Origin of the sequence: Nitrospirillum iridis (assembly GCF_014205765.1) — a bacterium.
Lineage (GTDB): Bacteria > Pseudomonadota > Alphaproteobacteria > Azospirillales > Azospirillaceae > Nitrospirillum > Nitrospirillum iridis.
The window spans coordinates 282,635-303,652 of the sequence record NZ_JACIIZ010000008.1 but is presented as its reverse complement, the minus strand read 5'-3'; the positions used below and the strand labels follow the sequence as shown (position 1 = coordinate 303,652).

The window sequence follows — 21,018 nt, the reverse complement described above, 5'->3', positions numbered from 1 at the left end:
ATTGCCATGGGAGCCAGTATGAACCCGCACAAAAGGGGTCCCGATTGGACGCCGATCACCCCTCATACGGGGTCCTTATTCCACGCCGATTCACAGACCGGCCCATCATCATCTTCGACGGTCATTGCGTGCTCTGTTCCGGCTTCGCACGGTTCGTGCTGCGTCATGATCGCGTGGGCGCCTTTCGCCTGATGGCCGCGCAGACGCCGCTGGGGGCGGCGCTGTACCGGCACTATGGTTTGGACCCGGTGGACTACCAGACCAACATCGTGCTGGAGGATGGACGGGCGCGGTTGAAGTCCGATAGCTCCATCCGTGTCTTTGAACTCCTGGGCTTCCCCTGGTCGTTGATGACCGTCGGCCGGCTGTTGCCCCGGCCCCTGCGCGACGCCCTCTACCGCGTCATCGCCCGCAACCGGCTGCGCTGGTTCGGCCGGCAGGACGTCTGCTACGTTCCCAGCCCGGAAGAGCGGGACAGGTTCATCACCTGACATCCGGCGGGGGACGGCGCATGCGGGTTCTGGTCATCGGGGCGTACGGCCTGATCGGCGGCTATGTGGTGGCGCGGCTACTGGGCGAGGGGCATGCCGTCACCGGCGCCGGGCGTGAGGTGGGGGCGGCGGCCCGGGCGGTGCCGCAGGTCCGCTGGGTCCGCATCGACATGGCCACCGCGGGCGTCGACGATTGGCTGCCCCTGCTGGCGGATGCACAGGCGGTGGTGAACTGCGCCGGCGCCTTGCAGGACGGCCCGCGCGACGACCTGATCGCCGTGCACCTCGATGGCGTGGCCCGCCTGGCGGCGGCCTGCGTACAGGCGGGCGTACGGCGCCTGGTCCACATCTCCGCCGCCGGTGTCGCCGCCGGCCGGGGGCTGGGCCGCCAAGGCGACCGCTTCAACGACACCAAGCTGGCGACCGAGGCCTTGCTGCGTGCCAGCGATTTGGACTGGATCATCCTGCGCCCCGGCCTGGTGCTGGCGCCGGCGGCCTATGGCGGCAGCGCCCTGTTGCGCGGCCTGGCCGCCTGTCCGCTAGTGCTGCCGGTGGTGCATGCCGAGGTGCCGGTGCAGGTGGTGGCGGCGACCGACGTGGCGTTGGCGGTGGCGCGCGCCCTGCGGCCGGAAACCGCGGCGCGGCGCGGCATCGATCTGGTGCACGCCGAGCCCGTCACGCTGGCCGACTTGGTCATCACCCTGCGGCGTTGGCTGGGCCTGGCCCCGGCCCCGGTGTGGCGCCTGCCGCCCGCCCTCGCCCGCCTGGCGGCCCGGGGCGCCGATGCCCTGGCCTGGGCCGGCTGGCGCAGCCCCCTGCGCAGCGCCACGCTGGACCAGTTGCGCGGCGGCATCGCCGGCGATGGCCAGGCCATGATGCGGGAGTTGGGTTTGGCGCCCCTGTCGCTGGCGGACATGCTGGCCGCGTATCCCGCCGGTGTGCAGGAACGCTGGTTCGCCAAAAGCTATTTCCTGAAGCCAGCGATGCTGGCAATGCTATCATTTTTCTGGATCGTTTCTGGCCTGATCGGCCTCCTGCGGGTGCCCCAGGCCGCCGCCGTGCTGACGGCGGCGGGGCTGGCGCCGGGATACGCCGCCGGGGCGGTGCTGCTGGGTTCCGCCGCCGACATGGCGCTGGGTGTCGGTGTCCTGTTCCGCCGCCGGACCAAGGCGGCACTGCTGGGCATGGTGCTGGTCTCCGTCGTGTACCTGGCGGGCGGCACCCTGTGGCGGCCGGATTTGTGGCTGGACCCGATGGGACCCTTCCTCAAGACCCTGCCGGCGGCGATGCTGGCGCTGGCGGCGCTGGCCGTGCTGGATGACCGCTGATGGATCTCTATACCCTGGTGAAGGTGGGCCACATCATCGGCGCCGCCGTGCTGTTCGGCACCGGCGCCGGCATCGCCTTCTTCATGGTCATGGCCCATCGCGGCAAGGATGCCGCCCTCATCGCCCACACCGCCCACATCGTGGTGGTGGCCGACACCCTCTTCACCGCCTCGGCCGTGGTGGCCCAGCCGCTGACCGGCGGCCTGCTGGCCCATATGGCGGGATACCCCCTGTTTGGCGGGTGGATCGGCCTCAGCCTGATCCTCTATCTTGTCACCGGCGCCTTCTGGTTGCCGGTGGTGTGGATGCAGATCCGTATGCGCGACCTGGCGCGGGTGGCGGTACGGACGGGCCAGCCACTGCCGCCGGCCTATTTCCGCCTGTTCCGGGTGTGGTTCGCCTTCGGCTTTCCCGCCTTCACCGCCGTGCTGGGCATCCTGTGGCTGATGGTGGCCAAGCCCGGATTCTGAAAGACGTCAACAAGGAACCCCGTCCATGATCGCCCAGATGGTTCGCCTGGAAGTCGTCCCCGAATTGCGGGACCAAGCGTTGGCCTTGCAGCGGGCCAATGTCCTGGGCACCCGCGCGGAGCCTGGCTGCCGCCGCTTCGATTTCGCGGCGGCGGTTGACGAGCCCGGCGTCTACTTCCTGTGGGAGGTGTTCGACAACCAGGCGGCCTTGGATGCCCACTACGCCGCCCCGCACTTCCAGGCGTGGAAGACCTGGATGATGGCCCAGCCGGAGGGTGCGGTGGTCCGCACCCGCGTTCCCATTGATGTGCCGTGGTTATGAGGGGTGGGCTACTCCCCCGCCCAGCCGCAGCGCTTCAGCGCCGCGCGCAGGTGGGCGGGCACGGGGGCCTCGGCGCCCACCGGGTCGCGGCTGGGATAGAGGGGCAGACTGATGCCGCGCGAATGCAGGTGCAGGGCGCCCGCCGGGCCGCCATAAGCCGGGTCGCCCAGCAGGGGACAGCCGACATGGGCCATGTGGACGCGGATTTGATGGGTGCGGCCGGTGCGGGGGTTCAGCTCGACCCAGGCGATGGGGCCGTCCGGTGTCTCGGCCCGGCCGCGCACCCTGTAGTCGGTGACGCTGGCCTGGCTGTCCGGCGTGCCCTCGGGCACTACCTCCATCTTCCAACCGTTCCGGTTGGTGCGCTTGAACAGGGCGGCTTCGATGCGCCCCTCCTCGGCCGGGGGGGATCCCGCCACCACCGCCCAATAGGTCTTGGACACCCGGCCTTCCTGGAACAGCTTGCCCAGCTTGCGCAGCGCCTTGGGATGCCGGCCCAGGATCAGGCAGCCGCTGGTGTCGCGATCCAGGCGGTGGGCCAGGGTCGGCGCCCGGGGCAGGCCGAAGCGCAGGGCGTCGAAATGGCGTTCCAGATTGTCGCCGCCGCCGGGGCCGGCATGCACGGGCAGGCCCGCCGGCTTGTCGATGATCAGCATCAGCGCGTCGCGGTACAGCACACGCGCCTGGATGTCCTCTGGCTTCATGGGGAACGGGTCCTTAGGGGTGGCGCCGCACCGGCGGCGCCACGCTGCCCCAGCCCTTACCCCGTCAGCCGCAGCTGATCAAGCCCATGGGATCAAGCCCATGGGGGGCCACCCCGTTACGGGTCGCGCGACGGCGCCGCCGCCACCTGCTGGGTGACCCGGCCGGCACCCAGGGCCGACACGAAGGCCGGCTGGGCCGCCAGGATGGGTGTGGGCGCCGGCTGGCGGTTCAGGCCGTGGTGTAGGGCGATGTCCAGCACCCAGGTGAGATAGGTGTCGATCATGCCGCCGACATGGAAGGCGGGGCAGCCGGTGAACAGCCGGTCATGGCCCGTGGTCACGGGACGGATGCCGTCCAGCCGCAGGTCCAGGCGGCGGTCCGTCCCCTCCCCCACCAGGCGGAAGGGCGACCCCTCATGTGTGGTGGGGTTCACGGCCGAGTCGCCGTGGGGGTGCAGATGGGCCGCCTCCAGGAAGGCGACGATCATGCCCAGGCTGCCCGAGGCCAGCGTGGCGATCTCCTTGCGCGACCGCCACAGCATGGCGCGCCATTCCGCCGGCGGCAGGTCCACGCCCAAATGATAGGCCGCCTCCACCAGGCTCCAGCACACATGCAGGGCGGTGTTGCTGCCGGTCTTGGCGATGCTCAGCACGGAATGGTCGGCGCGCTGGTACAGGGCGGAACCGGTGAAGAAGCGGCGGGCGGCGCGGGCCATGCGGCCGAAGGGGCAGGCGATGGGGGCCTGCGGGGCGCCGCGCGCCTCCAGATCCGCCATCCAGGCGTCCAGCTCGCGGTTCAGGCCCAGGCAACCGGCGGTGCGCAGCAGGCCGAAGCGGTGCTGCGCGCTCATCCATTGCGGCAGAGCGGCGAAGGGGCCTTGCCCCGTGTCCTTCATCCGCTCCATGGCGGTGCCCAAGCGGTGGCGGAAATCGCGGAACAGGAAAACCAGGTGCAGGTTGCCCTTCAGCCGGTCGATGTTGTCGCGGCTCAGCGTCAGGTCGGCATGGGCGCGGGCGAGATAGCTGTCCAGCGCGTGCGGGTCGCCGGTCAGGTCCATCATCTCCAACACCGGCGTCACGGCCAGGCGCTGGATGCCGGCGGCGGCATGCGCCTCCTGATAGGCCCGGGCGAAGGAACCGCTGGGGGCCTCCGTCTCCAGGGCGGGATCGGTCGTGTTCAGGCCGGAAACAACGCCACCATCCATGATGCAGGTACCCCGCAGATGAAACCGGGGAACACCAAGCACGGGGCGGGCCATGCATCGATCACAACGGAATCAATGCATTACTGCAGAGACGGCGAGTTGTTGCAGAAAGCAAGCGGGCAGATTCTGCCGGTTTCCTTGCGAAAAGCCCAGCAGGAATTGCCTAAAGCATGACTACGTTGATGGCAATGTCGCGAACGATCAGGGCGTGGCCGGGGCCTTGCCGGGTTCCAGCGTCATGCGCCACCGGGTGGGACCGGGCAGCAGGGGCGTGGGCCGGCCCTGCACCCAATCCTCATGCCCCTTGTTGTAATAGGGCGACAGCATGTGGCCGCTCTGGCCCGTGGGCATGTGGAACAGGCCGGTGTCCTCATGGCCCGGCGACACCACCAGCCGCTCCGACGCGCCGAAGCTGGGGGCGGCCACGCGCGGCTGGTACAGGTCGCCGGGCACTGGTTCCGATGGCGGATCGAGATAGGGGCTGAGGACGGGCGCCACGTTGGACAGGGGGTGGCGGATGGCCAGGCGGTTGCGCTCGCCCCAGGTGAAGTGGGCGATATCGCCGCCGTTCTGCCCGATGCGGTCACGCACATCCTTCAGCGCCGCGTCCAGCACGGCGTCCCAGCTCTTGTACCCGGGGGGGACCAGGCCCTGCGGCTTGGCGGTCAGCAGGCGGCGGGCGGGGCCTTCGGACTGATGGCTGATCAGGTCATCGGCATGGGCCCCCGCCGGGCCGGCCATGGGGGCGGTGTAGGCCTGGTACAGCCTGTCGACCACGGCGCTGCGGAAGGTGCGCACCAGACGATACCCGACGGAAGGGATGGCGGCGCGCCCGCCCCAGCTTTCCACCGGGGCCACCAAGGCCGCCAGCCCCGGGTCGCTGACCCGTTCGCCCAGGGCCTGCAGCATCAGGCGCTGCCAGAAATCCAGCAGGGTGGCGCGGTCGTCCAGCTGGATGGCCAGCAGGTCCTTTTCGGTGAAGCTGTCCTTGGCCAGCAAATCGTCCCGGATTTGGCCGGCGCGGGCCCCCAGGCCATAACCGCCGAAGCCCAGCTTGGCCAGGGCGTCCCCGCCCACCACGCGGGTGTTGGCCGTCCACAGCCGGCCGTTCTCCGGGTTGGTGATCACCGGCACCTCGGCCGGCGACAGATAGCCGTTCCAGCCGGCCTTGCCATCCCCCCAGGGGGTGGGCAGCGTGCCGTCATGGCCGAAGCGGCGGGGCACCAGGCCGACGATGGTCCAGGCGATGTTGCCCTTGGTGTCGGTCACCATCATGTTCTCGTTGGGAATCGGCAGGCGATGGGCGATGGCCACCGCCTCGTCCACCGAACCCGCCTGTTCCAGCGCGGCGCCGGCGGTCATCACCTCGGCCCCGACATCGTGGGCCACCCAACGGTAGGCCAGCTTATGGCCCTGGGGATCGGTGCCCACCACCGGGCCCCAGTCGCTGTCCTCCACCATCAGGCTGGGACAATTGGTGGCGCACAGCGGCTCCAGATGCTTCACCAGGGCCTTGGCACCCTCCGGCGTCTTGTAGTGGTCCGGGTCTCCGTCCACGGCCTCCAGCACGACGACATCCCCGGTGTCGACATAGGCGTCGGTGTAGCCCCAGGCGATGTGCTTGTTGCTGCCGACCACCATCAGCGGGTTGCCGGGCAGCGTGACGCCCACGATGTCCAGGGTGGGCGCGTCCGCCCCGGCGGGCTTGACCACCAGGCGGGCGCGATACCAGGTGTTGGGCGTGCGCAGGCCCAGATGCATGTCGTTGGCCACCATGCCGGCGCCGGTGCCGGTCAGGCCGCCGGCCACCGCCCAGTTGTTGCTGCCGCGGATCAGGGCCTCCTGCTGCTGCGGCGCCTGGCCCACCTTCACGGCAGGAACATAGCTTTCGGGCATGGGCGGGTCGGGCAGCTTGCTGCCGTCCAGCGGCGCGTCCAGTTCCGTCCCCTTGGGGTAAAGGAAATTGGCCATGACGGGGCCCAACTGGTCCATGGCCAGCGCCAGCCGCTGTTCTTCCCACCCGTCGGAGGATTGCAGGTCGAAATACATGGCGTCCACGACCAGCAGCGTGTCCTCCAACCCCCAGGGCTTGGGGGTCTGGCGCAGCAGGGTGTATTCAAAGGGCGCGCGGCGCAGGCCGCCCAGGCCGGCATTCACGCCCGCGGTGTAGGCGGCCAGCATGGCGCGCTGTTCCGGGCTGGACCGCTCCACCGCCGCCTTGGCCCGGGCGCGGAAGCGGTGCACGCGGTGCGGGGTGTCCATCTTCACCGTCGCCGGGCCGATCAGTTCGGACAATTCGCCGGCGGCGGTGCGGCGCAGCAGGTCCATCTGGAAGAAACGTTCCTGGGCATGCAGGAAGCCCAGGGCGTAGATCAGGCTGGCGCGGTCGGGACCGGTCAGGGTGGGCACGCCGTTTTCGTCCCGCTCCACCGTCACCGGGCCGGTCATGCCCGGGATGGCGGCGGTGCCCTCAAGCTGTGGCAGGCTGGCGTTCAAGCTCCAGGCCGACCAGGCGCCCAGGCCCACGAAACCCACCACCGCCACGCCGGCGATCCCGCCCAGCCAAGCCAGAACCCGGCGCCCGGTGCGGCGGTCGGTCGTCGTTCCCATTGCTGTCCCCATGCGTCAGGCCCGGTTGTCCGTGGCCGATCGGTTCTGGCGCCTAAGCCCGTATCCACCCGTTCCACGACGGCCGCGCATTCTCGTCCAATGTATTGGCCCAAGGCAACAAATCCCCTGCAGGAATTCCTGCAGGGGTCCATGGACGCTCAGACCGGTGGGGTGATCTACAGCCGCTCCCCCCGCACCAGGCGGGGCAGGTCGCCGACGATGCCCATGGCATGGCGCATGAACAGCTTCTTCAACGGCTTCAGCGGCGGGGCGTTCACGGCGGCCAGGCCCAGGCCGCGCGCCACCTTCAGCGGGCCGATGTCGTTGGAAAACAGGCGGGTCAGGCCGTCGGTCACGCCCAGCAGGCTGACATTGTCGAAGCGGCGCCAGCGCTGGTAGCGCTCCAGCGTCGCGGCCCCGCCCACGTCCAGGCCCAGGCGCCAGGCGTCGACGATGACCTCCGCCAGGGCCGCCAGGTCGCGCAGGCCCATGTTCAGGCCCTGGCCGGCGATGGGATGCATGGCGTGGATGGTCTCGCTCACCAGCGCCAGGCGGCGATCGATGTAGCGCTCAGCATGCCGCCAGGACAGGGGATAGCTGTGGCGCCCGCCGACAGGGCGCACGACGCCCAGCCAGTCACCGATGCGGGACTGCAACTCGGCGGTGAAGGCGGCGTCATCCAAGCCCATGTAATAGGGCACGGCCGCACTCTTGTCCGACCAGACGATGGAGGTGCGGTTGCCGGTCAGGGGCAGCATGGCGAAGGGCCCGCTGGGCAGGAACATCTCCACCGCCACGCCGTGGTGGGGGAATTCGTGTTCCACCGTCACGGCGATGGCGGTCTGGTCGTAATCGTCGCCCACCAGGCGGATGCCGGCGTCCTTGCGGCACAGGCTACCCCGGCCGTCGGCGCCCACCACCAGGCGGGCGCGCACCCGCCGGCCATCGGCGAGGGAGATGGTCGCCATGGTGGGGCCGCGTTCCAGCGCGGTCACCGCCACCGGCGCCAGATGGGTGACGGACGGCAGTTCCGCCAGCCGCGCGAACTGCGCCCGGCGCAACACCACGTTCTCGACGATATAGCCGAAGGGCTGGTCGCCCACCTCGCGGTGGTCGTAATGCAGGAAGGTCGGGCGGTTCTGGTCGGTGACGCGAATGTCCAGGATGGGGCCGGCGTCGCCGTTCAGGTGGGCCCACACCCCGGCACCGTCCAGGATCTTCATGCTGCCGTGGGAGATGGCGGTGGTCCGGCCGTCGAAGGTGGCGGTCAGCTGGTGGGCCGGGCTGTCACGGTCGATGCAGATGGTGCGAACCCCGGCGGTACCCAGGGCCGCCGCCAGCGACAGACCGGCCAAGCCACCGCCGACGATGGCGACGTCGGCGGTCAGGTCGGTGGTATCGGTGGGCGCGGAGACTTCGGTGGACGCATCGATCGACATGGGGCTACGCCTTTGGCGGAGGGAAACTCAAGATCGCAGCATCGCGACCGCGCCGGGGCTTGTCCAGTGCCGCGCATATGACCGTTCCTCAGGCCCCTTCTGCCCATAATTTATGCAATTGCCCCCGCTTTGTCGGCTATCGGCTCAAGCCAGGGCAATCCGTCGGCATCGTCTGCGCGGAAAAGCGGCGAAATGCCGGGGCATTCTCCGCGTGACCTGTCCTTTGGCGCCACTCTTTGGGATGGCGCGCGACAAAGATGTGAACGCGGCACGCTTCTTGAAGACCGGGGCGCCCAGAAACGCCCCGCCGCCGTCCGTTCCCCGACCGGGGCCGCGGGTGCCGGTCCAGGGGGCGCCCGGTCCCTGGCGTTTGAGGAATGCCGATGAAGCTCGTGGTGGCGGTGCTGAAACCGTTCAAGCTGGATGAAGTGCGTGAGGCGTTGGCGGACATGGGGCATCTGGGCGTCACGGTCAGCGAGGTGCGGGGCTGCGGCCGGCAGCAGGGCCGGACGGAGATCTACCGGGGGGCCGAATACGCCATGAACTTCCTGCCCAAGGTGAAGATCGAGGTGGCGGTGCCCGACGACCAGATGGAAAGCGTGGTGGAGGCCATCCAGGCCACCGCCAACACCGGCCGCATCGGTGACGGCAAGATCTTCGTCATGAACATCGCCGAGGCGGTGCGCATCCGCACCGGCGAACGCGGGCGGCCCGCCCTGTGATCAGGGACGGAAAGGGCGCCCGGCTTTTCATCGACTTTCTAAGCGTTTAAGAACAATCCTCGGATTCTAGGGCGCTTTCCAGCCAGGCGCGGCGGGCGGGCGGGTGCCGCGGCGCTTGTATGGGGGCAGGGCCGCCGCTAGTATCGGCCCACCTACCCGATATGACGCGGACACGATTTTTCCCATGGAACTGGCGGCCGACTCCCGGCTCTCTGTCTCGACGGCCCTTGGCTTCGCCGCCCCGGTCCTCAATGGCCGCCTGGGTGGCCTGTCGGAATATCCGTTTTCACGGCTGGCCGCTTTGCTGGCCGACGTGACGCCGCGCTGCAACACGGCCCCCCTGATGCTGTCCATCGGGGAACCGCAGCATGAGCCGCCGGCCCTATTGGCCCAGACACTGGCGGCGGCCCCGGCGGCTGATTGGGCCAAGTATCCGCCCACCATCGGCACCCTTCCGTTCCGCGCCGCCGTGCATGGCTGGCTCTGCCGCCGCTATGGCCTGCCCGCCGATTTCGTCGATGTGGACAAGGGCATCCTGCCGGCCACCGGCACGCGCGAGGCGCTGTTCCAGGTGGCCCTGCTGGCGACGCCGCAACAGAAGGACGGGCGCCAGCCGGCGGTGCTGATCCCCAACCCCTTCTATGCCGTCTATGAGGGGGCGGCCGCCCTGGCCGGGGCGGAACCGGTGTTCATGCCGGCGACCCGCGAAACCGGCTTCCTGCCTGATTTGGACGCCCTGTCGCCCGCCTTGCTGGCCCGCACCGCGCTGATGTACCTGTGCACGCCGTCCAACCCGCAAGGGGCGGTGGCGGACCTGGCTTACCTGAAGAAGGCCATCACGCTGGCCCGCGCCTACGGCTTCGTGCTGGCGCTGGACGAGTGCTACGCCGAGATTTGGGACAAGGCGCCGCCGCCCGGCGGCTTCGAGGCCGCGCTGGCCCTGGAGGCTGAAGGGCGCGGACAAGCCGGGGGCGATCAGGGGGTGGCCAACCTGCTGGTCTTCAATTCCCTGTCCAAGCGCTCCAACGCCGCGGGCCTGCGCTCCGGCTTCATCGCTGGGGACCCGGCGCTGATCAAGGCCTTCACCCACCTGCGCAACTATGGCCTGGCCGGCAACGGCCTGCCCGCCCAGGCCGCCGCCGCGGCGCTGTGGAACGATGATGCGCATGTCGAGGAAAACCGCCGCCTCTACCGGCTGAAGATTGACGCGGCGGAGGCGGCGCTGGGCGGCCGCTACGGCTTTTACCGCCCGGCGGGTGGTTTCTTCCTATGGCTGGACGTGGGCGATGGCGAGGCCGCGACCCGCGCCCTGTGGGGGGAGGCCGGCCTGCGCGTGCTGCCCGGCGCCTATTTCACCCGGTCCGAACCCGACGGCGGCAATGCCGGGCGGCCCTTTATCCGCGTGGCCCTGGTGCATGATACCGAAACGGTGGCGCGGGCGTGCGAGACCATCGCCCGGGTATTGGGCTGACCGGCCCCGCTACCCGTCCGTTTGGACCCGGCGTCCTGGTGATCGGCCTGACATAAAGTTGCCTGATACCGCGTTTAACTCCTGGGATCGGTTCCCCGCCCTGACCGGCACCGGCATCGATTCCCCATCCGTTCACCCAAGCCCGTAAGTTTTCAGGAACGAGCGACGGCCCATGACGACCCGCCTTGCCTCCACCCCCGGTTCCCGGGGCAGCCGCGATCCCCTGTCCTCGGGCCAGGGATCCGCCGGATCCAGGTCCGGCCCCACCGGTCCCGGCAAACGCCGGCGCGGCAGCCTGCTGCCCGACGGCGCCTCGCAATTCCTGCTGCGCCGCGCCGCGGAGGTGGGGGGCCTGTGCGTGGTGCTGCTGGCCCTGGCGCTGGCCGCCGTCCTGTTCAGCTACGACCCCAACGACCCCTCGCTGAACACCGCGGGTCCCCACGGCGCCGTGCACAATGTGGCGGGCGTCATCGGCTCCTACGCCGCCGACGTGCTGGTGCAATGCTTCGGCTTGGCCGCCTATCTGCTGGCCGTCATCATCGCCGGCTGGGGCGCGCGCATCCTGCGCCACGACCCGCCCAGCTTCTGGGCCGGCCGTCTCGCCGCCGGGCTGATCGCCGTCATCCTGGCCGGCGTCTCGCTGGGTGGCATCTCCGCCCCCTTCGACGGCGGGGCCGGCGGCAATGTCGGGCGCGTCCTCGTCACCTTGACCGACCATTTTTTCATCGCCCATCTGGGGTGGGGCAGTCCGCTGCTGCTGGGCCTGGTGACGGCGCTAGCGACCATGGCGCTGATCGTCGTGGCCTTGGGGGTGCCCTTCTACCAGGCCTTCGCCGCCGTGGGCGCCGCCTACGGCTTTGTCCGGCGTATCGGCCAGTGGCGGCCTGCGGCCAAGCCCGCCGCCCCGGCCTCCGTCCGTCGTCCGAACCAGCCGGTCTATGACGAACCCGAAGACCACGCCGATGACCCTGTCGGGGAGGAGGCGCCCGCCGGTTTGGCCGGCCGCCTGCGCTCCGCCGCCGGTTCGGCGCTGGCCGGTGTCGGCGGGCTCGGCGGCCTGGCCGGCAGCCTTACCGACCGGCTGACCGGCGGGCTGAAGGGCCTGTCGGCGCGGGAGCGCGCGGCCCCCGCCCCCCGGCGCGAGCCCGGCTTCGGCGACGGCCTCCGCCGCGAACCCAGCCTGTCCATCCCGCCACTGGACCGCCCCGGTGACCGCCCGGCCGAGCGGCCGGAGCCCCGCGCCGGCGAATTGGCCGTGGAGGGCGAGGCGGCGCCCCGCCGGCCGCTGGCCACGGTGGTGCCGCCCAAGGCCAAGCCGGTGGAAATCGCCCGCAAGGCGCCGGCGGCGTTGCAGTCCAGCCTGGACCTGGAACCCGACGGCCCCAGCGACTATGAACTGCCGCCGGTGGAACTGCTGCAACTGCCCGACCTGTCGGTGCGGAGCCCCGGCGTCAATGAGGAGGCGCTGCGCCAGAACGCCCAGTTGCTGGAAGGCGTGCTGGACGATTTCGGCGTGAAGGGGGAGATCGGCAAGGTCCATCCCGGCCCCGTCGTCACCCTCTATGAACTGGAACCGGCGCCAGGCACCAAATCGTCCCGCGTCATCGGTCTGGCCGATGACATCGCCCGGTCCATGAGCGCTGTTTCCGTGCGTGTGGCCGTTGTGCCCGGCCGCAACGTCATCGGCGTCGAACTGCCCAACGCAAAGCGCGAAACCGTCTACTTGCGCGAACTGCTGGAGGCAGAGAGCTATGACCGGGCGCAGCACAAGCTGGCCTTGGTGCTGGGCAAGGACATCGGTGGCCAGCCGGTGATCGCCGATCTGGCCCGCATGCCCCACCTGCTGGTGGCCGGCACCACCGGTTCGGGCAAGTCCGTGGCCATCAACACCATGATCCTGTCGCTGCTCTACCGGCTGCCGCCGGAAAAGTGCCGCTTCATCATGGTCGATCCCAAGATGCTGGAGCTGTCGATCTATGAGGGCATCCCCCACCTGTTGGCGCCGGTGGTGACCGATCCCAAGAAGGCGGTGGTGGCGCTGAAGTGGACAGTGCGGGAGATGGAGGACCGCTACCGCGCCATGTCCAAGCTGGGCGTGCGCAACATCGACGGCTACAACATCCGCCTGCGCGAGGCGCGTCAGAACGGTGAGACGCTGACCCGCCGCATCCAGACGGGCTTCGACCCCGACACCGGCAAGCCGGTGTTCGAGGACCAGCCCATCGACCTGACGGAACTGCCCTACATCGTCGTCATCGTCGACGAGATGGCCGACCTGATGCTGGTGGCCGGCAAGGATATCGAGGCCGCCATCCAGCGCCTGGCGCAGATGGCGCGCGCCGCCGGCATCCATATCATCATGGCGACGCAGCGCCCGTCGGTGGACGTCATCACCGGCACCATCAAGGCCAACTTCCCCACCCGCATCAGCTTCCAGGTCACCTCCAAGATCGACAGCCGCACCATCCTGGGCGAACAGGGCGCGGAGCAGCTGCTAGGCCAGGGCGATATGCTCTACATGGCCGGCGGTGGCCGCATCACCCGCGTCCATGGCCCCTTCGTCCGCGACCAGGAGGTCGAGGACGTGGTGAAATTCCTGAAGGCCCAGGGCGAGCCCAACTACGTCGACGCCGTGACGGAAGAGGACGAGGCCAGCCCGTTTGACGAGGACGGTGGATCGGGCGGTGGTTCCGGCGGCAACACCAGTTCCGGTGACGAGCTGTATGACCAGGCGGTGGCCGTGGTCTGCCGCGAGGGCAAGGCCAGCACCAGCTTCATCCAGCGCCACCTGCGCATCGGCTACAACAGCGCCGCCCGCCTGATCGAGCGGATGGAGCAGGAGGGCGTGGTCAGCCGCGCCAATCATGTCGGCAAGCGCGAGGTGCTGGCGCGCAACATCGACGACCGGGAAAGCTGAGGGTGTACGTTCCGCCGCCGCCGGGGTGCGGTGGCGCGTACGCCCCCTCCCCTCTTCCCGGCATTTCATCCAAGCAGTTGTATCGCCACCGCAATTCCGCCTTAAAGCGCGGTCTATCCTGAAGGCACCATGATCCGCCGCACCGCCCTCGCCGCCGCCCTCCTGGCTCTCGCCGCCGTCCCGTCCCTGCCCGGGGTGGCCGCCGCCAAGCCCCCCAGCCAGTTCACGGAGGAGGACAAGGCCAAGCTGCACCAGGTTGAGACCTACCTGAACGGCATCCAGACGCTGAAGTCCGCCTTCCAACAGGTGAACCCGGACGGCGACCTGGCGCGCGGCACCTTTCAGCTAAAGCGGCCGGGCAAGATGCGCATCGACTACGACCCGCCCAACAAGAACTTCATCGTCGCCGACGGCCACTTCGTCTATTTCTGGGATGCCGAGGCCAAGGAACAGTCCAACGCCCCCATCGGCAGCACCATGGCCGACTTCATCCTGCGGCCCGACCTGCACCTGTCCGGCGACGTCACCGTCACCTCCATGGACGACAGCGCCGGGGTGCTGGAGGTGACGCTGGTCCAGACCAAGGATCCCGGCCTGGGCCGGCTGACCCTGATGTTCCAGGAACAGCCCTTCGGCCTGAGGAAGTGGCGGGTGCTGGATGCCCAGGGCGCCACCACCGAGGTGGCGCTGCTGGATCCACAGACGGGCGTCAGCCTGGCCGACGACCAGTTCTATTTCCGCGACCCCAGCCGCCGCAAGGAACGGGACTGACCCCGCGCCGGGGGTCCCGTTCGCGGGCGGCCCGACCAAGGAGGGCCCGAGCGATGACCGGCCAATCCCATGCTGGACCGCCCCGCGCGGCTCTGCCCATCGTCGGCGTCTGCGCCGATCACCGCACCCTGGGCCGCCACCCTTTCCATGTGGTGGGCGACAAGTATGTCCGCGCGGTGTCGGAGGGGGCGGACGCGCTGGCCGTGCTGCTGCCGGCCTTGGGCGACCGCTACGACCCGGCCATGGTGGTGGCGCGTCTGGACGGGCTGCTGTTCACCGGCAGCCCCAGCAACGTCCATCCCGACCAGTACCAGGGCCCGGCGTCGGACGAAGGCACCCTGCACGATTTGGCGCGCGACGCCACCACCCTGCCCCTCTACCGGGCGGCGCTGGATGCCGGCGTGCCGATGTTCGCCATCTGCCGTGGCCTGCAGGAACTGAACGTGGCCCTGGGCGGCACCCTGCACCAGAAGGTGCAGGAGGTGCCGGGCCTGATGGACCACCGCGATGACGAGACCCAGCCGGTCGAGGTCCAGTACGGCGGCGCCCACGCAGTCGATCTCACGCCCGGTGGCCTGATGGCCCGCATCACCGGCCGGGAACGTCTGACCGTCAACTCCCTGCACCAGCAAGGTATCGACCGGCTGGCCCCCGGGCTGGTGGTGGAGGCGACGGCCCCCGACGGCCTGATCGAGGCCGTGCGGGTGGAGGGGCCCACCTTCGCCCTGGCGGTGCAATGGCACCCCGAATGGCGCTTCTGGGAAGACCCGGCCTCCACCGCCCTGTTCAAGGCCTTCGGCGACGCCGTGCGGGCGCGGGCGGCGTCGCGCGCCTCCTAGCCGCCCGCCGGCTTAGGCCAGGGCGCTCTCGATGGCGCCCACCAGGGCCGGGTCCTGCGGCTCCACGTCCGGGGCGAAGCGGGCGATGACCGTGCCGTCGCGACCCACCAGGAATTTCTCGAAATTCCAGGCGATGTCACTTTCGTCCTTGGGCGCCAGGCCGTGCTGGGCCAGCTTGGCCAGCAGTTGGCCGCCTTCCTTGGCCTGTGCCTTGGGCTGTGCCGCGATCAGCGCCAGGTACAGCGGGTGCCGCTCCGGCCCGTTGGCGTGCAGCTTGGAAAACACCGGGAAGCGGACGCCGTAATTGCGCTGGCAGAAATCCTGGATCTCCTCCGGGCTGCCCGGCTCCTGCCCCGCGAAGTCGTTGCAGGGGAAGGCCAGGACCTGGAAGCCCTTGCCCTCATACTGGTCATACAGCGCCGTCAGCCCCGCGTACTGGGGCGTCAGCCCACACTTGGATGCGACGTTCACCAGCAGCAGTACCTGGCCGCGATACTCGCCCAGGCTGGCGGGCTGGCCTTCCAGGCGGGTCAGGGGAATGTCATAGAGGCTCATGGCGCAGGCTCCGGGTTTCCTTGAGAACGGAGCGACAGGGTAGGCCGGTATCGTATTGTGCACAACCGATTGCGCTTCCCTATCCACCTGCTGGCGCCATATGCGCCGCTTGGTGTTTGACGCCGGGCGCCGCCGACCGTATGCAGCGGGGGTGATCCCTTTTGCCCACGGGAAGCCTGATGCGCATCGTCACCTGGAACATCAACTCGGTGCGGCTGCGCCTGGACATGGTCTTGCGCCTGGTCGACGACTACGGCCCCGATGTCCTCTGCCTGCAGGAAACCAAGGTCATCGACGACGCCTTCCCGCAGAAGGAACTGGCGGCGCGCGGCTACGTCCATGTCCATGTCCGGGGGATGAAAAGCTACAACGGCGTCGCCATCCTCTCCCGTCTGCCCTTGTCGGGCACGGGGGGCACACTGTGGTGTGAGCGGCAGGACTGCCGCCATGTCCAGGCGGAGCTGCCGGGCGGCATCGAACTGCACAATTTCTACATCCCGGCCGGTGGCGACATTCCCGACCCGGACCTCAATGACAAGTTCCGGCACAAGCTGCGCTTCCTGGATGAACTGGCCGCCTGGGGCGAGGCGCTGGAGGACCGGGCCAAACCCCGCATCCTGGTGGGCGACCTGAACATCGCGCCCTTGGAAAACGACGTCTGGTCCCACCGCCAGCTGCTGGGCGTCATCTCCCACACGCCGGTCGAGGTGGAGAAGATGGACGCGATGATGCGGGCCGGCGACTGGGTGGACGCCGTCCGCCATTTCCTGCCGCCTTCCGAGAAGCTCTACACTTGGTGGTCCTATCGCTCCGCCGACTGGGGCCTGTCGGACCGGGGGCGGCGGCTGGACCATATCTGGGTGACGCCGCCGCTGGTGCCGCGCCTGCTGGGCTACACCGTGCTGCGGGAGGCGCGCGGCTGGGGACCCAAGCCGTCCGACCATGTGCCGGTGATGGTGGATATCGATATATAGGCCGGTAGGTCAGGTGGGCAGATAGTGGTTTGGGATTACGCGGGGTCTTCTCCTTCGCGTCGACCGCCGGACCTCGTGGTCCAGGACGTGAAGCGCGAAAATGTGGTCGATCCAGGCCGCGTTCTTGAAAAGGCGTTTCGATCGCAGGAACGCCATTGGCGCGATCTTGCGCAAGGGCCGGCTTTTATTGAATTCAGCGATGGCCAGCAATTCTCCACCCCAGGGATGGTGGCTCCAGAGATGGATATCATCGACGTGAAGCACGACCGCCGGGAGGTAAAGGTCGGCCGGGCCGTCGAACACCTTCAGGGCTTCCACGGTGGATGAGTAATAGTCCACGTCCAGGGCGGCAAAGCCGATTGGAACGGATGCGGCCTTCAAATAGGACGGTATGGTTTCATTCAAGGCCCCCAGGTGCAGCGTGGCGTTGGCGGGCAGTCCGCGCCGCAACGCGCCGACATCCATAGGGAAGTCGCCCTCCGCATACAGCTCCGGATGGTCGCGGTGGTCCTGCGGGGCTGGCATACCATGACCACTATCGAACCCGTGAATCTGTATGCGAACACCTGTGGCTGCCGTCACCCGCGCCGCGATGTGCGCCATGTTCATCAGGCCCGCCCCGCTCGCCACACCGAACTCCAGACAGGCGATCTCTGGTATGCCTTGCTCCGCGGCCATATCGGCGGCGCGCAGGAGCCCGAAGGCGTATTGCGGCCTCAGTACGAGATCAAAGGCGACCTTGCTGCGGAAAGAACCAAAGAGGATCACGGCTAAAGAAGCGATATTGAGGTGGAGAGGCTCGGTAAGCCGCTCCAGCAAGATTTTGCGCCGCCGCTCTGGATCAAGAATTTTGCCCAGCAAATATCCCATGGGATGAAGCCCGTTTAAGCCGAATAGGTGGCAACCAATTGGCTTAAACGGTAACAGGAATGCAAGATTGGATTGGTCCCCTGGGGTTTAAACCGTAACATCCAGGTTCTGACCGCGCCAAGGCGTGCCGCTGCTACGGGCGCGCACGGCATTGGCGCCGGTGTCGTTGGCCTGACCGGTGTTGGTGCCGCTCTGGTTGTCCCGGCTGTTTTCCGACTTGCCGGAGGGTTGGGCGGCCACCGTCGTTTGGGTCGCCACCGGCTTGGCCGAGCTTTGCGCACCGGCCACGGCCGCCAGGAACGACGGGTTCTGCGTCGGCGTCTGCTGTTGCGGCGTCAGTACCGGGGTCGGTACGGCCTGGGCGATGTTGGGCGGCACAATCATGCAAACGACTCAACGCCCAGGCTGTGGATAAGTCAATACACACCAAGGGTGTAAGTAACGGGCGAGGTATGTGTCGGGGGCGGTGGAGTCGTCCCTGCCTTCCGGCAGGCGGAATGCATAGAATTTTATTCAATTGTCATTAAGTCTGCGGATTGTGAAGCCTTCACTTGGGGATAGCCCCTGTCTTCAGGTGGCCCCGTCTTCAGTTGAAGATGTAATGCACCTCGACCACGCCGGGATCGTCCGGATATTCGGTCTGTTTGAAGCCCAGGTCGCGGCACATCTGCAGCATGGTGACGTTCTCGCGCAGCACCTCGCCGAACACCTCGCGGATGCCGCGGGTGCGGGCGTAGTCCAGGATGCGGGTCATCAGCAGATAGCCCAGGCCCTTGCCCTTCATGTCGCTGCGCACCAGCACGGCGTATTCCGCCTTCTCGTTGTCCGGGTCGGCGGTGATGCGCACGGTGCCGAAGATGGCCTCGTCGCCCGGCTGCAGGTCAGACCCTTCGGCCGGGGGCGGCGCGGGGTCGGGGGCGATGGCCACCAGGGCCATCTCACGGTCGTAATCGATCTGGGTCAGCCGGGCGGCCATGGCGCGCGACAGGCGGCGCATGGGCGCGAAGAAACGCAGCCGGATATCCTCGATGGCGGTCCGGGCGATCATGTCGTGGATCAGGGGTTCATCTTCCGGCCGGATGGGCCGGATCAGGAAGTCCCGCCCGTCATGGATGGTGACGTGCTGTTCCAGCCGCTTCGGGTATGCCCGGATGGCCAGACGCACCGCGCCAGGCGCCGGCGGGGTGGCCACGCGGATGCGGGCGTCCAGGGCCATGACGCCATCGGAACCGGCATACAGCGGATTGATGTCCAGCTCCTGGATTTCCGGGAAGTCGATGATCAGCTGCGACACTTTGTTGAGCGTCAGGGCGATGGCGGTCAGGTCGGCCGGCGGGCGGTGGCGATATCCCTGCAGCAGCTTGTGGACGCGGGTGCGGGCCATCATGTCGCGCGCCAGGTTCATGTTCAGCGGCGGCAGGGCCAGGGCCTTGTCCTGCACCACCTCCACCTCCGTCCCGCCCTGGCCGAACAGCAGGATGGGGCCGAACAGGGGATCGTCGGTCATGCCCACGATCAGTTCCACCGCATCCGGCATGTGGGCCATCTGCTGCACGGTGAAGCCCTCGATCCGGGTGCCGGGCGCTGCCGCGCGGATGCGGGCCAGCATGGCTTCCGCCTCCAGCCGCACCTCGTTCGGCGCCAGGTTCAGGGCCACGCCGCCCAAGTCGGATTTGTGGGTGATGTCCGGTGACAGGATTTTCAGCGCCACCCGCCCGCCGCCGCCCAGGGCCCGTTCCAGCGTGGGGCCGGCCAGCCGTCGGGCGGCCGCCTCCGCCTCCTCCGGGTTGGCGGCGGTGACGGTCTGGATCACCGGGATGCCGTAGGCGTGCAGCACCCGCTTGGCCTCATACTCCGACAGCCAGGCGCGGCCCTCGGCCAGGGCCAGGTCGATGGGCCCCCGCGCCGCCACGCCGTCATAGACGAACTGGTCGGGCACGGTCGACGGCACCTCCATCAGCTCATCCTGGTTCCGGCGATAGCGCACCAGGTGCATGAAGGCGCGGATCGCCTCATCCGGCGTCTGGTAGCTGGGGATGCGGTTGGCGGCGAACAGGCGCCGGGCCTCGGCCGCCGCCCCCTCGCCCAGCCAGTTGGCCAGCACCGGGAAGCGCTTGCCGCGCAGGGTGTCGATGACGGCGCGGGCCGCCTCGCCGCTATCGGCCAGCGCGGTGGGGCAGTTCATCACCAGGACGGCGTCGCAGCCCTTCTCCTCCATCAGGATGGCGAGGGCGTCGGCGTAGCGCTTGCCGGTCGCGTCGCCCGTGATGTCGATGGGGTTGCCATGGCTCCAGGTCGGGGGCAGCACGGCGTCCAGCTTGGCGATGCCGTCCGGCGACAGCTGCGCCAAGCGCCCGCCCTGCTCGATCAGGCTGTCGGTGGCCAGCACGCCCATGCCGCCGCCGTTGGTCAGGATGGCCAGGCGGTCGCCCCTTATCTGCACCCCGGTGGCCAGCGTCTCCACCGCGTCGAACAGCTCGCTCAACTGTCCGACGCGCAGCATGCCGGCGCGGCGGAAGGCGGCGTCATAGATGGCGTCGGCCCCGGCCAGTGACCCGGTATGGGACGAGGCCGCGCGCGCCGCCTCGTCCGACCGGCCGGCCTTGATGACGATGACGGGCTTGGATCGGCTGGCGGCGCGGGCGGCCGACATGAACTTGCGGGCGTGGGCGATGGCCTCGACATAGAGGAGGATGGCGCGGGTGTGGCCGTCCTGGGCCATGAAGTCCATCAGGTCGCCGAAATCAACGTCCGCCATGCCGCCCAGCGACACCAGGTGGGAAAAGCCGATGCCGCGCGGCGTCGCCCAGTCGACGACCGAGGTGACGACGGCGCCGCTCTGCGCCAACAGCGCGATGTCGCCTTTCAGCGGGGGCACATGGACGAAGCTGGCGTTCAGGCCGTTGCCCGGGACCATGACGCCCAGGCTGTTGGGCCCGACGACGCGCAGCAGATGGGGCTTGGCCGCGTCCAGCACCTGCTGTTGCAGGGCCCGCCCCGCCTCGCCCAGTTCGGCGAAGCCGGCGGTGATGACAACGGCGGCCTTGGTGCCGCGTTCGCCCAGTTGGCGGATCAGGTCGGGCACGGTGGAGGGCGGCGTGCAGATGACCGCCATATCCGGCGCCACCGGCAATGAGGCGACGTCGGGGTAGGTCAGCACGCCTTCAATGGAGCGGTCATGCGGATTGACCGGCATGATGGGCCCATCGAAGCCGCCGCCGAACAGGTTGCGCGCGACCACGGCACCCACCGTGTGCGGCTTTCGGCTGGCGCCGATCAGGGCGATGGACGACGGCTTGAACAGGTGATGCAGGTTGCGGATGGTCATGC

At 68.8% G+C, this 21,018-nt stretch carries 18 protein-coding genes; 10 read left to right on the top strand and 8 right to left on the bottom strand.

The window, feature by feature from the left end:
- The 4 genes from FHS74_RS16185 to FHS74_RS16170 all read left to right on the top strand — a co-directional run.
- Window positions 1–491, top strand: a 491-nt coding sequence (locus tag FHS74_RS16185; RefSeq protein WP_211106333.1) for a thiol-disulfide oxidoreductase DCC family protein, incomplete at its 5' end; no start/stop codon positions are given.
- 20 nt (window positions 492–511) lie between these two features.
- Window positions 512–1,819: an SDR family oxidoreductase gene (locus tag FHS74_RS16180; protein WP_184802345.1), complete on the top strand. Its 1,308-nt coding sequence runs from the start codon at window positions 512–514 to the stop codon at window positions 1,817–1,819.
- Entirely contained in the window at window positions 1,819–2,289 is a 471-nt protein-coding gene (locus FHS74_RS16175; protein WP_184802343.1) for a DUF2269 family protein, read from the top strand. Before FHS74_RS16180 ends, FHS74_RS16175 begins: the two co-directional genes overlap by 1 nt.
- Before the next feature lie 25 nt (window positions 2,290–2,314).
- Window positions 2,315–2,611, top strand: coding sequence for a putative quinol monooxygenase (locus FHS74_RS16170; RefSeq protein WP_184802341.1), 297 nt, complete (start codon window positions 2,315–2,317; stop codon window positions 2,609–2,611).
- Between the two features lie 8 nt (window positions 2,612–2,619).
- Here FHS74_RS16170 and FHS74_RS16165 read toward each other — a convergent pair whose 3' ends face one another.
- From FHS74_RS16165 to FHS74_RS16150, 4 genes are all read right to left on the bottom strand, one after another.
- Window positions 2,620–3,315 carry an RluA family pseudouridine synthase gene (locus tag FHS74_RS16165; protein WP_184802339.1) on the bottom strand — a complete coding sequence of 232 codons (696 nt, stop codon included), beginning with the start codon at window positions 3,313–3,315 and terminating at the stop codon, window positions 2,620–2,622.
- 116 nt (window positions 3,316–3,431) lie between these two features.
- The gene (locus FHS74_RS16160; protein WP_184802337.1) at window positions 3,432–4,520 is read right to left on the bottom strand and encodes a hypothetical protein; all 1,089 of its coding nucleotides are present in this window, start codon (window positions 4,518–4,520) and stop codon (window positions 3,432–3,434) included.
- 201 nt (window positions 4,521–4,721) lie between these two features.
- Window positions 4,722–7,130 (bottom strand): penicillin acylase family protein, encoded by a 2,409-nt coding sequence (locus FHS74_RS16155; protein WP_184802335.1) that lies wholly within the window; start codon window positions 7,128–7,130, stop codon window positions 4,722–4,724.
- Window positions 7,131–7,306: 176 nt separating this feature from the next.
- On the bottom strand, window positions 7,307–8,569 hold the full coding sequence (locus FHS74_RS16150) for a UbiH/UbiF/VisC/COQ6 family ubiquinone biosynthesis hydroxylase (RefSeq protein ID WP_184802333.1): 1,263 nt from the start codon (window positions 8,567–8,569) through the stop codon (window positions 7,307–7,309).
- A gap of 383 nt (window positions 8,570–8,952) precedes the next feature.
- Here FHS74_RS16150 and FHS74_RS16145 point away from each other — a divergent pair, with 383 nt between their 5' ends.
- From FHS74_RS16145 to FHS74_RS16125, 5 genes are all read left to right on the top strand, one after another.
- A complete protein-coding gene (locus tag FHS74_RS16145) occupies window positions 8,953–9,291 on the top strand; it encodes a P-II family nitrogen regulator (protein WP_184802399.1) in 339 nt (112 codons plus the stop codon).
- Between the two features lie 184 nt (window positions 9,292–9,475).
- Window positions 9,476–10,762, top strand: a complete 1,287-nt coding sequence (locus FHS74_RS16140; RefSeq protein WP_184802331.1) for an aminotransferase class I/II-fold pyridoxal phosphate-dependent enzyme — start codon at window positions 9,476–9,478, stop codon at window positions 10,760–10,762.
- A 172-nt stretch (window positions 10,763–10,934) separates the two neighbouring features.
- Complete coding sequence (locus FHS74_RS16135) at window positions 10,935–13,679, top strand: DNA translocase FtsK (RefSeq protein WP_184802329.1); 2,745 nt, start codon at window positions 10,935–10,937, stop codon at window positions 13,677–13,679.
- 129 nt (window positions 13,680–13,808) lie between these two features.
- Window positions 13,809–14,450 carry a LolA family protein gene (locus FHS74_RS16130; protein WP_184802327.1) on the top strand — a complete coding sequence of 214 codons (642 nt, stop codon included), beginning with the start codon at window positions 13,809–13,811 and terminating at the stop codon, window positions 14,448–14,450.
- Window positions 14,451–14,503: 53 nt separating this feature from the next.
- Window positions 14,504–15,289, top strand: coding sequence for a gamma-glutamyl-gamma-aminobutyrate hydrolase family protein (locus FHS74_RS16125; protein ID WP_184802325.1), 786 nt, complete (start codon window positions 14,504–14,506; stop codon window positions 15,287–15,289).
- Between the two features lie 12 nt (window positions 15,290–15,301).
- Here FHS74_RS16125 and FHS74_RS16120 read toward each other — a convergent pair whose 3' ends face one another.
- On the bottom strand, window positions 15,302–15,844 hold the full coding sequence (locus FHS74_RS16120) for a glutathione peroxidase (RefSeq protein WP_184802323.1): 543 nt from the start codon (window positions 15,842–15,844) through the stop codon (window positions 15,302–15,304).
- A gap of 179 nt (window positions 15,845–16,023) precedes the next feature.
- On the opposite strand from FHS74_RS16120, the gene xth reads away from it, so the two are divergent.
- On the top strand, window positions 16,024–16,818 hold the full coding sequence (gene xth / locus FHS74_RS16115; protein WP_184802321.1) for an exodeoxyribonuclease III: 795 nt from the start codon (window positions 16,024–16,026) through the stop codon (window positions 16,816–16,818).
- Window positions 16,819–16,827: 9 nt separating this feature from the next.
- Here xth and FHS74_RS16110 read toward each other — a convergent pair whose 3' ends face one another.
- From FHS74_RS16110 to FHS74_RS16100, 3 genes are all read right to left on the bottom strand, one after another.
- On the bottom strand, window positions 16,828–17,688 hold the full coding sequence (locus tag FHS74_RS16110) for a hypothetical protein (protein ID WP_184802319.1): 861 nt from the start codon (window positions 17,686–17,688) through the stop codon (window positions 16,828–16,830).
- Between the two features lie 87 nt (window positions 17,689–17,775).
- Window positions 17,776–18,072: a hypothetical protein gene (locus FHS74_RS16105; protein ID WP_184802317.1), complete on the bottom strand. Its 297-nt coding sequence runs from the start codon at window positions 18,070–18,072 to the stop codon at window positions 17,776–17,778.
- Window positions 18,073–18,274: 202 nt separating this feature from the next.
- Window positions 18,275–21,016 carry a bifunctional acetate--CoA ligase family protein/GNAT family N-acetyltransferase gene (locus tag FHS74_RS16100; protein WP_184802315.1) on the bottom strand — a complete coding sequence of 914 codons (2,742 nt, stop codon included), beginning with the start codon at window positions 21,014–21,016 and terminating at the stop codon, window positions 18,275–18,277.
- Between the last annotated feature and the right edge of the window lie 2 nt (window positions 21,017–21,018).